This window comes from Asticcacaulis excentricus (assembly GCF_003966695.1).
In the GTDB taxonomy this organism is placed as follows: Bacteria; Pseudomonadota; Alphaproteobacteria; order Caulobacterales; family Caulobacteraceae; genus Asticcacaulis; species Asticcacaulis excentricus_A.
The window spans coordinates 507,882-522,067 of sequence record NZ_AP018828.1; the positions used below are offsets into that span (position 1 = coordinate 507,882).

The 14,186-nt window shown below is 61.1% G+C and carries 16 protein-coding genes and 1 pseudogene; 12 read left to right on the forward strand and 5 right to left on the reverse strand.

What is annotated here, in order from left to right; all coding sequences use genetic code 11:
* Positions 1 to 28 precede the first annotated feature (28 nt).
* The 12 genes and pseudogenes from EM6_RS13390 (at position 29) to EM6_RS13445 (ending at position 8,990) form a co-directional block, all read left to right on the forward strand.
* The gene (locus EM6_RS13390) at positions 29 to 538 is read left to right on the forward strand and encodes an MOSC domain-containing protein (protein WP_126423659.1); all 510 of its coding nucleotides are present in this window, start codon (positions 29 to 31) and stop codon (positions 536 to 538) included.
* 231 nt (positions 539 to 769) lie between these two features.
* A pseudogene (arsH, locus tag EM6_RS13395) lies at positions 770 to 1,237 on the forward strand (arsenical resistance protein ArsH); the annotation flags it as partial.
* 63 nt (positions 1,238 to 1,300) lie between these two features.
* The gene (locus EM6_RS13400; protein ID WP_126423660.1) at positions 1,301 to 1,693 is read left to right on the forward strand and encodes an AAA-associated domain-containing protein; all 393 of its coding nucleotides are present in this window, start codon (positions 1,301 to 1,303) and stop codon (positions 1,691 to 1,693) included.
* 43 nt (positions 1,694 to 1,736) lie between these two features.
* Complete coding sequence (locus EM6_RS13405) at positions 1,737 to 2,084, forward strand: ArsC family reductase (RefSeq protein ID WP_126423661.1); 348 nt, start codon at positions 1,737 to 1,739, stop codon at positions 2,082 to 2,084.
* Between the two features lie 134 nt (positions 2,085 to 2,218).
* The gene (locus EM6_RS13410; RefSeq protein WP_126423662.1) at positions 2,219 to 2,614 is read left to right on the forward strand and encodes a DUF6249 domain-containing protein; all 396 of its coding nucleotides are present in this window, start codon (positions 2,219 to 2,221) and stop codon (positions 2,612 to 2,614) included.
* Between the two features lie 28 nt (positions 2,615 to 2,642).
* Positions 2,643 to 3,230 (forward strand): RNA polymerase sigma factor, encoded by a 588-nt coding sequence (locus EM6_RS13415; RefSeq protein WP_126423663.1) that lies wholly within the window; start codon positions 2,643 to 2,645, stop codon positions 3,228 to 3,230.
* Between the two features lie 4 nt (positions 3,231 to 3,234).
* A complete protein-coding gene (locus EM6_RS13420; RefSeq protein WP_126423664.1) occupies positions 3,235 to 3,660 on the forward strand; it encodes a hypothetical protein in 426 nt (141 codons plus the stop codon).
* Between the two features lie 47 nt (positions 3,661 to 3,707).
* Positions 3,708 to 4,529 (forward strand): 3-methyl-2-oxobutanoate hydroxymethyltransferase, encoded by an 822-nt coding sequence (panB, locus tag EM6_RS13425; protein ID WP_126423665.1) that lies wholly within the window; start codon positions 3,708 to 3,710, stop codon positions 4,527 to 4,529.
* A gap of 188 nt (positions 4,530 to 4,717) precedes the next feature.
* The gene (locus tag EM6_RS13430) at positions 4,718 to 5,449 is read left to right on the forward strand and encodes a tetratricopeptide repeat protein (protein ID WP_126423666.1); all 732 of its coding nucleotides are present in this window, start codon (positions 4,718 to 4,720) and stop codon (positions 5,447 to 5,449) included.
* Positions 5,450 to 5,490: 41 nt separating this feature from the next.
* Entirely contained in the window at positions 5,491 to 6,906 is a 1,416-nt protein-coding gene (locus EM6_RS13435; protein WP_126423667.1) for a PQQ-like beta-propeller repeat protein, read from the forward strand.
* 92 nt (positions 6,907 to 6,998) lie between these two features.
* Positions 6,999 to 8,585 (forward strand): ribosome biogenesis GTPase Der, encoded by a 1,587-nt coding sequence (gene der, locus EM6_RS13440; RefSeq protein WP_126423668.1) that lies wholly within the window; start codon positions 6,999 to 7,001, stop codon positions 8,583 to 8,585.
* Between the two features lie 3 nt (positions 8,586 to 8,588).
* Entirely contained in the window at positions 8,589 to 8,990 is a 402-nt protein-coding gene (locus tag EM6_RS13445; protein ID WP_126423669.1) for a DUF6334 family protein, read from the forward strand.
* A 12-nt stretch (positions 8,991 to 9,002) separates the two neighbouring features.
* On the opposite strand, the gene EM6_RS13450 is transcribed toward EM6_RS13445, so the two are convergent.
* From EM6_RS13450 to EM6_RS13470, 5 genes are all read right to left on the reverse strand, one after another.
* Entirely contained in the window at positions 9,003 to 9,839 is an 837-nt protein-coding gene (locus EM6_RS13450; protein ID WP_126423670.1) for a PhzF family phenazine biosynthesis protein, read from the reverse strand.
* Positions 9,836 to 11,179 (reverse strand): aminotransferase class III-fold pyridoxal phosphate-dependent enzyme, encoded by a 1,344-nt coding sequence (locus EM6_RS13455; RefSeq protein ID WP_126423671.1) that lies wholly within the window; start codon positions 11,177 to 11,179, stop codon positions 9,836 to 9,838. Before EM6_RS13455 ends, EM6_RS13450 begins: the two co-directional genes overlap by 4 nt.
* Before the next feature lie 71 nt (positions 11,180 to 11,250).
* Positions 11,251 to 11,988, reverse strand: a complete 738-nt coding sequence (locus tag EM6_RS13460) for an SDR family NAD(P)-dependent oxidoreductase (protein WP_126423672.1) — start codon at positions 11,986 to 11,988, stop codon at positions 11,251 to 11,253.
* Between the two features lie 35 nt (positions 11,989 to 12,023).
* Positions 12,024 to 13,520 carry an amidophosphoribosyltransferase gene (gene purF / locus EM6_RS13465; protein WP_126423673.1) on the reverse strand — a complete coding sequence of 499 codons (1,497 nt, stop codon included), beginning with the start codon at positions 13,518 to 13,520 and terminating at the stop codon, positions 12,024 to 12,026.
* A gap of 115 nt (positions 13,521 to 13,635) precedes the next feature.
* Positions 13,636 to 14,133 carry a CvpA family protein gene (locus EM6_RS13470; RefSeq protein WP_126423674.1) on the reverse strand — a complete coding sequence of 166 codons (498 nt, stop codon included), beginning with the start codon at positions 14,131 to 14,133 and terminating at the stop codon, positions 13,636 to 13,638.
* Positions 14,134 to 14,186: the final 53 nt, after the last annotated feature.

Here is a 14,186-nt window from a genome sequence, read left to right on the forward strand (position 1 = left end):
AAATTGCTCGTGACGGATGCCCTCCACCATGGCCTTTCATCCCAAGTCCAGTCTCGCTCATCTCCTGCAGGCTCCGGTGCGCCCCGGCACGGTGCAGTGGATAGGTCTGCGACCGGAACGGCGTGGTGACATGATCGTGGCGGACGAGGCCCATCTGTCACCTGAGGTTGGCTTAATCGGTGACCATTATCAGGGACGAAGTGGCAACCGGCACCTGACGCTTATCGGCCAGGAGGACATACATGCGATCGCAAGCTTCCTCGGCGTGTCCGTGCAGGCGCACGCGCTTCGGCGCAACGTCGTCACCTCAGGGATCAACCTGCTGGCGCTGAAGGATAAGCGCTTCCAGTTGGGTGTAGCGGTGCTGGAATACACCGGCGAATGCCATCCCTGCTCGCGCATGGAAGAGATATTTGGGGTCGGTGGTTATAACGCCGTGCGTGGACGTGGCGGGATCACCGCACGGGTCATTACGGGTGGCCGTTTTCGTGTTGGGGATCTTATGGTGCCAGAAGGTCACGAGACATTGGGTACCTGAATAAGGACTAAATGGGGATGCGCTTTATTCAGCATGGCTGCCATCGGTATTGGCAAAAAGGCGAGCCAGGAGGCTGGCGTGTCCAGACGAAGAGCCTGGACGTAGATTGCTGTTAGAGGCCCCAACACCAAAATGACCCGGCCACCATCATCGCGGCCATGCCCAGTTTGCGGTGCAGGTCGGTCCGTCCACGCCGGACAAATGCGACCTGAGCGGTAAGCACGAAGAGTTATCCTCCAACGCCTTGGAGCGGAGACGCGGACTTTCAACCCGTCAGGTCTGCCGCTGCCCGATGACGCCGAAACCAGCCACCCCAAGGTCCAGGAACTGCGGGATCTGGTGCAGTGGGCCGAAGGCATGGTGTGGTGTTCGCCCGAACGGCATGGTGCCATGACCGGCGTCATGAAATCCCAGATCGACTGGATACCCCTGGCTCTGGGATCGATCCGACCGACACAAGGTAAAACCCTCGCCGTGATGCAGGTCAGCGGCGGCTCCCAGTCCTTCAATACAGTCAACCAGCTGCGCGTGCTTGGGCGCTGGATGCGCTGTATTACCATCCCAAACCAGTCGTCCGTGCCTAAGGCCTTCGCCGAGTTCTACGAAAACGACCGGATGAAGCCCTCTGCGTATTACGACCGCATCGTTGATGTGATGGAGGAACTGGTGAAGTTCACGCTCCTGACGCGTGAGCGGGCTGACTAAACGGGTTTCCGGCTTACCGATAGCGGGCTTTGCGGCCTCAGTATCAAAGGTAAGTCGATGGTCTTCTTTTTCGAAGATAGTCAGGGCGCGCGTCCGCTCGTGCGCGCCTCCCGCGCCGACCGCTACGGTGTGTCCTTCGCCGATCTCGCCGCCTTCCTGCTGCTGCCCGTCGGTCAGGCCTTTGTTGAGGCCGATGTCGATGGGCGCAAGCACCTGTTCCGGCAACAGCTTCTGACCCATGTGCCGCTGGCGACCCATATCCGCCACGCGCTGGAAACCGGCGGTGAAGCCGGGCTGAGTGCGCGGCGCGTGCGCGATCAGTTGCAGACCCACATGTCTGATACCTTTGCGCAGCAGACCCTGCGTTCAGTGGTTCAGTGGGGGCGTTATGCCGAGGCCTTCGACTATGATGAAAAGGCCGATCGTTTCAGCCTTGAGGACGGGGTGTAAGCCGTTTAGGGAGGGGGCTCAGTTTACAGACAGGAGTCCCCTCATGGCCTTAACCCTCTACGGCATCAAAAACTGCGATACGATGAAGAAGGCGCGGGTGTGGCTGGACGGGCAGGGGCTGGCCTATGCCTTTCACGACTATAAGGTCGCAGCTATTGATGAGGCGCATCTGAAGGATTGGGTCAAGGCGGTGGGCTGGACCGTCCTGCTCAACAAGGCGGGCACGACCTTCAAGGCTCTGCCCGACGCCGATAAGGCCGACATTGACGAGGCCAAGGCCATCCGCCTGATGCTGTCCAATCCGTCGATGATCAAGCGTCCGGTGCTGGATAAGGACGGTACGATCACCGTCGGCTTCAAGCCGGAGGTCTATGCGGCGCTGTTTGCCTGATCTCAGAAGAGGGAGCGCCCTCTGCGGGATGAATTTTATTTAATACTTATCTGTGCATCCAAATGGCCCTGTCCGCGCCTCTTATCCTACAGAGGCGGATTTTCGCCTGACACTTTCTCAAGGGAGATCGTAACATGCACGGTTTCGAAGCGGCACTTCTCATCCCCATCATCTCTATCCTGATGCCTATTTTTATCGTGGGCATCGTCATGTACTTCCGCGCCAAGGACCGGGCGGAAGTGCAGAAGACCATCCGAATGGCCATCGAAAAGGGACAGCCCCTGCCGCCGGAGTATCTTGACAGCCTGCAAAAGTCCGGTGCAACGATCGGCAAGATGAAAACGCCGGTCAATGATATCCGCTCCGGTCTGATCCTGATGGCTGTGGCTCTGGGGCTGGTGGTGATGGACTATGTCGGCAATGACTACACGTTTGAGACCCTGTCCGGTATTGCGGCCATTCCCGGCTTTATCGGGGTTGCCCTGCTGATCATGGGCATTGTCGGCCTGAACAATCAAAAGAAGTCCTGAACCGTAACGCTTTCAGGATCGACCCGCCATGTCCGCCCCTTCCAGCGCTGCCGGTTACCGACATCTGAGCGATCATGACCTGATCGCTCAGGCGGTGCTGGGCGCGTCCGATGCCTTCGGTGAACTGGTGCGGCGGCACTCGGCGGCCCTGCGCACGCACCTGCGGCGCATGGGGGCGCAGGGGGCCGATGCGGACGATATGGCGCAGGAGGCCTTTATCACGGCCTATGAGCGCCTGACCGAGTACCGGGCCGATGGTCCGTTTCTCAACTGGCTCAAGATGATCGCCGCCCGCCGCTATCTGCGAAAGGTCAAGACCACGCAGAAATATCTGCTGGTCGAGGATGTTACCCCCTATGAGACCGCGCCGGACTTGCATCAGGCCGGTCAGAACGAGGGGGCGGCGCGTGATCTGGACGGGGCCCTGTCGCGGCTGAAACCGGCGGAGCGCCTGTGCGTCACGCTGAACATTTCCGGCGGGCTCAGCCATCAGGACGTGTCGAATGAGACGGGCCTGCCGCTGGGGACGGTCAAGAGCCATATCAAACGCGGATTGACGCAATTGAGGGCCATGCTGGACATGGCCGAAGCCGTGCCCGCGGTTATCGAAAGGTGATGTCATGAAGGATGAAGACCTCTACCATCTGTTCCAGACGCCCATGCGTTTCGATGACGAACCGGCGTTTCAGGATCGGGTGATGCGCCGCCTGGGCGCCAAAAACTGGCTGCGTCAGGGCCTGATCGCTCTGGCGGGTCTGCTGGGCGGGCTTTACGCCCTGACCCAGCTTGTGCGTCTGCCCGGCCTGTCGTCCACAGCGCAGGCCGCGACGCGCCCGGCGGCGGCCCCGGACGCCACCTTCGAGGCCAGCCTCGGCTTTGGGCGCGAACTGGTGGAAAACGTCGCCAACTGGCTGGCGCTCGCCTTAAGCAAGTCCACGGATTATTTGGCCTTCGCCCAGTCGCCCCTCTTTTTTTGGATCAGCTTTTCGCTATGTATGAGCATCGTCGGCCTGTACCTCGTCAACATGCGTGAAGAGGGGATATAGGCCCATTTCCTGCCGGTCCTCCCGGCTGAGCGAAAGGTGCCCTTAAGGTGAGCAGCCATACCCCATCCCCCGTCAAGCGTCTGACCGCGCCGGAAATCTATGCGCGCAAGGGCGGTACGCCTCTGGTCAGCCTGACCGCCTATGACGCGCCGATGGCCGAAATTCTCGATAATCACTGCGATATCCTGCTGGTCGGCGACAGCGTCGGTATGGTGGTGCACGGTCTGCCCAACACGCTGGGCGTGACGATGGAGATGATGATCCTGCATGGTCAGGCGGTGATGCGCGGGGCTAAACGCGCCTTCGTTGTCGTCGATATGCCATTCGGCTCTTATGAAGGCGATCCGGAAGTGGCCTTTGACAATGCCGCCCGCCTGCTGAAAGAAACCGGGGCGCAGGCGGTCAAGGTCGAAAGCGGCCCGACGGTCGCCCGCACCATCGCCTATCTGACGCAGCGCGGTATCCCGGTCATGGGGCACATTGGTCTGCGTCCGCAGGCGGTCAATGTCGATGGCGGTTTCCGTGCCAAGGGTCGCACCCCCGAAGAACGCGAAAAAGTCCTTCAGGAAGCCCGCGATACCGACGCCGCTGGAGCCTTTGCCATCGTGATCGAGGGCGTGGCAGCCGATCTGGCCGGAGAAATCACCGCGGCGGTCAAGGCCCCCACCATCGGTATCGGCGCCTCGGCAGCCTGTGACGGGCAGATACTGGTCGTCGATGACATGTTGGGGCAGTTCGACTGGTCCCCCAAATTCGTGCGCCGCTACGCCGCCTTGCGCGAAACCATCAGTGAGGCCGCCGCCGCCTACGCCAAAGATGTCAAAAGCCGCGACTTTCCGGCCCCACAAGAGACATATTTTGCGAAGTAGAATGACAGCTCTGATGGGGCGTCATCTTTTGGGGTCGCATGCCCTGTTGGAAAAACCGGTTTCCACTTTTTCGGGGCATGCTTTAATCATCATTGCGCATCCGGCCTGTTGCGGCTAGGTTCGCGCCAGATTTACCGGTGACCGCCGCGCTGCGGTCCCGTCAGTGTGTTCTGAGACAAGGAATAAACGTGAGCGATATTTTCGAGGAAGCCGAAGAAGGTCTGCGTCAGGACCGTTGGGCCGCCATCGCTAAAAAGAGCGCCCCTTTCGTAGGCGGTGCACTGGCTGTGGCGCTGATCGGGGCTCTGGGCTTCTGGGGCTATACGTCGTGGGACGCTTCACGCGTGAGCAAGGCGTCTGAGGCCTATGTGGCCGCTCAGGAAGCCCTGACCAAGAACGATAAGGCGGCGGCGAAGGCCGATTTCCAGAAGGTCGTGGACGCGGGCGCACCGGGCTACAAGGCGCTGGCCCTATCGCAACTGGCCGGGCTGGCCGTTGAGGACAACAAGACCGACGAAGCTGTTAAGCTGCTGGAAGAGGCGTCGAAGGTCTCTTCGGACCCCTTGATTGCCGATCTGGCGACGCTGAAAGCCACCTTCCTGATCATGGACAAGGCGTCTTTTGAGGACGTCGAGAAGCGCCTGACGCCGCTGACCAAGGAAGGCCGTCCCTACGCGCCTCTGGCCAAGGAAGCGCTGGCCATGGCCAAGATCCAGAAGGGCGACCTTCAGGGCGCGCGCGGCGACCTTCAGGCGCTGGCCTTCTCGCTCGACGCCTCTGATCCGCTCAAGCAACGCGCCCAGATGGCGGTGGCCCTGATCGATTCCGGCGGAGCCGAAGTGGCGCGTCAGGCGATCAAGCTGCCGGAAGTGAAGGCGCAGCCGCAGATGGCCGCCCCGCTCAGCCTGCCGCAACAGTAAACGACACACCCGACTAACTTCGCCTTGATGAGAAAGCCCTGATGACGGCAAAGACTTCCCACCATAATGGCCACCAAACCGGTCGTATCCTGACCGCCACGGCTATGGCGCTGGTGCTGGGCGCGGGGCTTTCGGGCTGCTCGACCATCCAAAACCTCAATCCGCTCAAAAAAGAAGAGCCGAAAGAGGTCGCCACGCAGGGCGAGCGCATGTCCATCGTCGCCTTCGAGCAAAAGGTGCAGCCGTCCGAACGTCTGGCGGGCAAGGACTTCTACCTGCCGTCGCCGCAACCGGTCGCTGACTGGCCTTTTGCCAGCGGCCCGACCACGACGGTCGAGCACGCCGCCGCAGCCGAGCAGTTCAAGATCGCCTGGTCGAAGTCGGTGGGGGCGGGATCGTCACGCACCACTCAGGTCGTCGCCTCGCCGGTATCGGATGGCAAGCTGATCTACGCCATGGACGGCGAAGCGCGTATTCGCGCCTTCGACGTCAATTCGGGCAACGAAGTGTGGACGCGGAACCTCAATCCGGACATCCGCCGCGACAAGGACGCCTTTGGCGGTGGTCTGGCCGTTTCAGGGGGTAAGCTCTACGTCACTTCCGGCTTCCGTCTGGCCGCCGCGCTTGATGCTGCGTCGGGCGAGGTGCTGTGGACCAAGACGTTCGACAGCCCGCTGCGCGCCGCGCCGGCCGTTAATGGTAATGTGGTGGTCTTCAGCGACGTCGATAACCAGATGATTGCGCTGAACAAGGAAACGGGTGAACCCGCCTGGACCTATCAGGCGCTGGTCGAACCGGCGCGCATCCTGCGCACCACCGCTCCGGCCATCTATGAGAACCTGTTTATCGCGCCGTTTTCTTCGGGTGAACTGGTCGGTATCGACGCCAATAGCGGTCAGCAGGTGTGGAACCAGACCCTGGCGCAATCGACGCGCACCAACGCCCTGTCGGAAATCCGCGACATTTCCGGTCGCCCGCTGGTCGCCAATAACCTCGTCTATGCGGCCAGCCATTCGGGCGTCTTCTCGGCGCTGGATGCCAAGTCGGGTCAGCGTCGCTGGTCGGTCAGCGCCGATTCGACCAATGCCCCGTGGGTGGCGGGCGATGCTGTCTATCTCTCGACCTTGCAAAGCGAGCTGATGGCGGCCAATGCCGCGTCGGGTCAGGTCTATTGGCTGGTCGATCTCAATCAGGGCCGCGCCAAGACCAAGAAAAGCTTCTTTGGTATGGGCGGCGAAAAGAAGGTCAAGAATCTGCCGGTGTGGACCGGCCCGATTCTGGCCTCCAACCGCTTGATCATGGTCAATTCCGAAGGCGAAATGGTGGCTTTCGACCCCAAGACCGGGGCGCGCAAAGAGACGCTGAAACTGGGTGATGCGGCCTATCTGGCCCCCATCGTGGTGGGAGACAAGCTGTTCGTCCTGACCGACAAGGCGAAGCTGATCGCCGTTCAGTAAGCCAACCGAAAGCGATGACCATTCGGATGCAGGAGGCTCCCCTCCTGCATCTTTTCTTTTTTTTACACAGTATCTCCTGTAATAACCCCCTCATGACCTTAAAAATAGCCATTGTCGGCCGTCCGAACGTCGGCAAATCCACCCTGTTCAACCGCCTTGCGGGCAAGAAACTGGCCATTGTCGATGACCAGCCCGGCGTGACGCGCGACCGCCGCTACGCTTCGGGCCATATCGGCGACATCGATCTCGACCTCATCGACACTGCCGGTTTCGAGGACGTGGCCGATACCTCGCTGGAAGCGCGGATGCGCCAGCAGACCGAAAAGGCCATCGAGGAATGCGACGTTGCCCTGTTCGTCATGGACGCCCGCGAAGGCGTGGTGCCGCTCGATCGCATCTTTGCCGACATCCTGCGCTTCAAGGACAAGCCGGTCATCCTGATCGCCAATAAGGCCGAGGGCCACGCCGGCTTTGCCGGGGCCGAAGAGGCGCACGTTCTGGGCTTCGGCGCGCCGCTGCACCTGTCGGCCGAGCACGGGGAGGGGATTTCCGAGCTTTATGAGGCGCTGGAAAAGTACCGCCAACTGATCGAAGGCGACTTCATTGCCGATGAGGACGAAGACGAGGATGAGGACACCAAGCCCGTCCGCATCGCCATTATCGGGCGTCCCAATGCCGGCAAATCGACCCTGATCAACCGCCTGCTGGGCGAAGACCGCCTGCTGACCGGGCCGGAGGCGGGGATTACCCGCGATTCGATCTCGGTCGATTGGGAATATGAAGGGCGCAAGATTCGCCTCGTCGATACGGCGGGTCTGCGGCGCAAGGCGCGCGTGCAGGAAAAGCTGGAAAAGCTTTCGACCGCCGACACCATCCGCGCCATCACCTTTGCCGAGGTGGTGATACTGGTCATGGATCAGGAAAACGCCTTTGAAACGCAGGACCTTCAGATCGCCGATCTGGTCGAACGCGAAGGCCGCGCCCTGATCTATGTCATCTCCAAATGGGATACGGTCGAAGAACCGCAGGCGCGTTTGCACGAACTCAGCGAAATCGCCGAGCGCATGTTGCCGCAACTGCGCGGGGCTCCGTTCGTAGCCCTGTCGGCGCTGAACGGGCGCGGGCTCGATCGCCTGATGCCTGCGGTGCTCAAGGCCTATCGCAACTGGTCGGCCAAGGTGAAGACGCGCGACCTCAATGACTGGCTGAAACTGGCCATTCAGCGTCACCCGCCCCCCGCCGTAGATGGCAAGCGCATCAAGCCGAAATATATGGCGCAGACCAAGGGGCGTCCGCCCACCTTTGTGCTGTTCGCCAGCCGCGCCTATGCCATGCCGGCCCACTATCAACGCTATCTTATCAATAGCTTGCGCGAATCTTTTGATATGCCGGGCGTGCCTATTCGCCTGAGCGTCAAGGCCAATGCCGGGGTCAATCCCTTCGATGAAGGCGGCAGCAAGGATACCAGCGGCCCACCGCGCGTGCGCGCCAAGCCGAAGGTCAAGCCGGGCGAAAAGCCGGCTCACCCCAACCGTGTCAAGCAGAAGCCCAAGGGTATGCCCTCAACACCTAAGGTGGTGGTCAAATCACGCACCTCGCGCAGCCTTGGGCCTTCGACCAAGCCCGGTGCCGCCGCTCCCGGCGGCCGCAGCAAACCCGCGGGCAAGGGGAAGCGGTAAGCCATGCGTCGCCTTGATTGGGAAGTCTTTCAGGGGCGGCGTATTCAGGCCATTTATGGGTACTTTGATGATCAATCCGTGCCTGATGCTCGACCTGATCGCATAGTCTTCGCCTGTGACGGTATGGGCTTATCCCTAAGCGTTGACCCAGATACGGATCAATTGATCCTCCAAACGACCGCACTTGAGTCGCCATCTCAATGCCACCCTGTGCCCGCTCTGGACTTCTGCATAGGGCAGGAATTTGGCTGGGCGTGGTTTGCAGAAAACTATCTGGGATATAACGACCTGTTCCTGATTGGTTTTTCCAAATCAGGTCAGGCGGCAGAAGCTCTGACGCCGGCGGTAGGCTTCATCGGAGAAGGCTCGGTGATAGGCATTTTGCGGCTGTCAGCCTTACTTTGAAGGCTGTGGTCCTCAAAAACTCCCGGTGCCGCTAAACAGGGTGCGCGTCTCGCCGCCGATCCAGATATCGCCGTCGGCTTCTGACACATGGATGCGCCCGGCGCGGCCCAGCTTCGTCCCCTGAGCCGCGACATAGGGCGCGGTGGCGCGACCATCGGCCAGCAGGCACTGGGCGACCGAGGCATTGAGCGAGCCCGTCACCGGGTCTTCGATAATGCCGCCCGTGGCGTCGCTGAACAGGGCGCGGATTTCAAACGCCGCCTCGTGCCCCGCCGGATGCGCGCCGACCAGACCGATTTCAACGCGGCGATCCAGATAACGCAGCGGATCGACGGCCAGTACGGCTTCGGCGGAGGCCAGTTGCACCAGCACCCAGCCGGGCCCGTTATCGGCCCATTCGGCGCTGAGGATGTCGTCCGGCTCAATACGCAGCACCTCGACAATTTCGGACCGTTTGGCCGCATCAAGCGGGCCCTTGCGCACCAGCGGCGGCGCGGCAAAGGCTGGACGGTCGCCATCAAAGCGCACGCGGACCAGACCGATTGCGCATTGCTGCACCACCTCTGTCTTGTCCGAACCGACTGCCAGACGCCACGCATGGGCCGAGCCCAGAGTCGGATGACCGGCGAAGGGCAATTCACGATCGAGCGTAAAGATACGCACGCGGTAATCGGCTCCGGGCGTCTCCGGCGGCAGCAGGAAGGTCGTTTCCGACAGGTTGAACCAGCGCGTGATGCGCTGCATGTCTTCGGTCGTCAGGCCCCCGGCGTCGAGCACCACGGCCACCGGATTGCCGCTGAACGGCCCGGAATGGAAGACATCGACTAACTGAAAACGGCGCTCGCTCATAATTGCCCCAGCAGTCTGCCCAGTTTGCGGATCAGCTCGTCGATCTCGGCCTCCGTCACGTCCAGAGGCGGGCGGAAGCGGATCGAGTCGGTGCCTGCCCCCAGCAGCAACAGCTTCTCCTGCTCCAGCGCCATGTCGATCAGCCGCCCCTTGTTCGGCGCGTAGAGCAGGCTGAAGCCTTGATAGAGGCCCAGTCCGCGTACATTGCCGAGGGTGTCGGGGTATTTTTCAACGAGGCTGTTCAGCCCGCCAAACAGGCGCGCGCCCTTGCTTTCGACGTTTTGCAGCAGGCCTTCGTCCTCGACGATCCGCCATTCCTCGCAAAAGCGCACCATGTCGGACAAGGTGCCGCCCCAGGTCGAATCGAGGACGCCGATATCGTCCATCGAATTGAGCATATAGACGACGCCATTGCCGAACTTCTTGGCCGTGGCGACGGCCTGCGGCGGGTGGGGGACGTCAAACAGGTCGATGGAGAAGACCTCACCCGTCTGTCCACCGGAGGTCTGCACCTCATCCAGCCCCCAGGCGATGCCGTGGTGGTGGCACAGGCGCGACAACTCCTGATAGAAGCGCGGCAGGGCCAGACGATGGCCACCGGCCCCTTGAAGCGGTTCAAGAATAACCCCGGCGATTTCATCGCGATAGGTGGACATCAGATAGTCGAGTGTCGCCAGACACTTATCGACTTCACGCTGATTGTCCGCTTCGCGGCGGCGGCTGTCATACTCAGGGAAGGGCACCTGAAGATTGCCCTGAATCAGGCCCTGATAGTCGCGGGTGGCGATGGGGTCGTTCGACAGCTTGGTGATATTGAGCGCATAGACGGTGCGCCCGTGGAAGGCCTGCTCAAAATAGATGAAACGGTGATTGAGGACCGTCTTGCCCTGCGCCTGCATCTTCTTGTGGTGGAGATTGATGAGGTATTTCATCATGTTCTCAACCGCTTCGGCGCCGGAATTCACCGCATAGACCTCGACGCGCTCACCGCGCATACATTTGGGGCGCAGGGCGTGCAGCAGGCGGTAATAGTCGAGACATTCGCGCGTCAGGAAGTCCGGATTGGCCATCTTGGTATTGGCCGCGACCACCAGCCGGCGCATATAGTCGGGCTCATACAGGCGCGGGTGGTTGTAGCCGATCAGGCGCGACCCATAGAGGCCGCACCAGTCGGTGATGCGGTCGCCATCGACGGTCGCCAGCTCCAGACCGCGCGACGCTTCCAGATCGACGACGAACGGATAGGGCTCGGCGATGACGTACTGCGACAGTTCGTCCAGAAGCGCGGCGCTGTCGGGTTTGGGGAAGGTGAGGTTGGTCGTGAGCATGGCCTGGGTCATGCGTTTATTTGACCCGAATCCCACAAAAAGTGAACCGGAAACCTTTGTTTTTCTGGAAAAAACTTGACCGGTTATGCGTGGCCGGAATGAGCCCATTCCCGGAACGCGATCGTCTCCAGCGGCGGGACGCGGTCGGCGCGCGCCAGCTCGACCATCAGCGGGATGATCTCTTCGGGCAAGGGCAGGGTTTCGGGGTCTTCGCCCGGAAACGCCTCGGCGCGCATTCGGGTGCGCATGGCCCCCGGATTGACAAGGGCGCAGCGGATGGAGGTGACTTCCATCTCATCGGCCCAGGTGCGTACCAGCGCCTCCATCCCGGCCTTTGAGGCGGCATAGGCCCCCCAGAAGGCGCGCGGGTTTGAGGCCGCACCTGACGACACAAAAATGGCGCGTGCGGCATCCGACAGCTTCATCACCGGCTCAAGCTGACGGATCAGACGGTAGGTGGCGTTGAGGTTCAGCGTGATGACGCGGTTAAAATCCTTGGGCTCATAGTGCGAAACGGGGGTCAGCGACCCCAGAGTGGCCGCCGCATGGACAAAGATGTCGAGTTTCTTGAAGCGTTCATAGATCGCCCCGCCGATACGCTCCAGCGCGGCCCCGTCGGCGAGGTCAAACGGGATCAGGGTGGCGTGACGACCGGTTTCGGCAAATATCTGATCATCCAGCTCTTCGAGCGCGCCGGTCGTGCGGGCACAGGCGATCACATGCGCCCCGGCGCGCGCCAGACCCAGCGCCGTCGCCCGGCCAATGCCGCGCGACGCGCCGGTGATCAGGGCGATACGCCCCTGCAAAAGGGTATCGGTCATCGCCCCCGTCTTCATCGCCCTGTCCTTCTTATTTTTTAGTGGGTATTGGCCAGAAGCGACAATTGCTGACCGCTGGCTTCGGCCTCGGCGGCGATTTCCTTGTCCGTCAGACGGGTCGGATAGTCGCCGGTAAAATAGTGGTCGGTATATTGCGGCTGATCGTTGTTGCGGCCGTCATGGCCCATCGCCTTATACAGACCATCGACCGAGAGGAAGCCCAGGCTATCGCATTCCAGCATCTGGCGCATTTCCTCGATGGAATGTTGCGCCGCCAGCAGTTTGGCGCGGTCGGGCATGTCGATGCCGTAATAGTCGGGCCACAGGATGGGGGGCGAGGCCGAGCGCAGGTGGACCTCCTTGGCCCCGGCGGCGCGCACCATGCGCACAATCTTCACTGAGGTGGTGCCGCGCACGATGGAATCGTCGATCAGGATGACCTTCTTGCCTTCCAGTACGACGCGGTTGGGCGAATGCTTCTTTCGCACCCCCAGATCGCGGATATTCTGGGTGGGTTGAATGAAGGTGCGGCCGACATAGTGGTTGCGGATGATGCCCAGTTCGAACGGCAGACCCGATTCTTCGGAGAAGCCCAGTGACGCCGGGACGCCCGAATCCGGCACTGGCACGACGATATCGGCATCGGCAGGGTGCTCGATGGCCAGTTGACGGCCCATCGCCTTACGCACTTCGTAGATTGACTTGCCATTCACAACCGAATCCGGTCGCGCGAAATAGACATATTCAAACAGGCAGGGGCGGGCGGCTTTGCGCTCAAACGGCTTGAACGATTTGAGACCCTCCTCGTCGATCTGTACCACTTCGCCGTGCTCGACATCGCGCACGAAAACCGCGCCGATCATGTCCAGCGCGCAGGTTTCCGAAGCCAGCACATAGGCGTGGCCCAGCTTGCCGATTACCAGCGGGCGGATACCCAGCGGGTCGCGCGCCCCGATCATGCCCTTGCGCGTAATGGCGACCAGCGCATAGCCGCCTTCGATATCGCGCAGGGTGTCGATGAAGCGGTCGATGATCTTGAGGCTGCGCGAGCGCGCGATCAGGTGCAGGATGACTTCGGAGTCCGAGGTGGACTGGAAGATCGCGCCTTCGGCCACCAGCTTGGTGCGCAGAAACATGAAGTTGGTCAGGTTACCATTGTGCGCGATGGCGATGCCGCCCGAATCGAGATCGGCGAACATAGGCTGCACATTGCGCAGGTGCGATCCGCCGGCGGTGGAATAGCGCGTATGACCGATGGAGGCGTGACCTTGCAGGCGCTTGATCAGGTCGGCATCGGTGAAGACGTCGCTGACCAGACCGTGCGAGCGTTCGGTGTAGAAGCGGCGGCCGTCGCACGAGGCGATACCGCAGGCTTCCTGTCCGCGGTGTTGCAGGGCGTGCAGCCCCAGCGCGGTGACTGCCGAGGCGTCCTCCATGCCGTAGATGCCGAACACGCCGCATTCAAGGCGCAGGCTGTCGTCGTCGGGATCGCGTGAAACGAAGCTATCCGACAGTTCCGAGGGCGAGGTCAGCATGGCGATACCTTTGTGGCCGGTGAAGGCCTGACGCGAGACAGGGGAGGGGCTGCCTCCATATAGTCGGTATAAGGAGAAATGGAAGCCCCGGTTACGCCCAGCAGTCCCATATCACCTATTGGTTGGGCGACGCCACGCTGTCGGCATATTTCGCCCAGGAAGGCGCTACCGACACGATGGCCTTGGCGCACTGAACGCTCAAAGGATAGACCTTGGCTTCGGTGAACCAGTCGGGCTTTCCTTTAGGCAGTACGACCGAAAAAAGCAAATGGATAAAGCCCAGAATGGCCAGGGCGCGCAATACGCCAAACGCCACCCCAAGGGTGCGGTCGGCATAGCCCATCATCTGCTGCTTGTTGACCTTTTCCGACAGTGAGTTGCCCAACGCGCGGATGCCAAAATAGGTAGAGATGAATACCACGATGATCACCACCAGCGCGAACATTTCACCCAGATTAAAGGTCTTTTGCAGCCACGGTGCCAGCCAGATGGCAATCAGGATAGCCAGAATAAAGGAGGCCGTACCGACGATTTCGCGCGTCGCGCCGCGCGTAAAGCCCGACAGGCAGGAAAACAGCAATATGCCCAGAAAGATCAGATCGTAGCCTTGCATGTGCGTCCCCTCACAATGGCTTTAAACCCGTACCGGCGTTACCGGCGCCTATT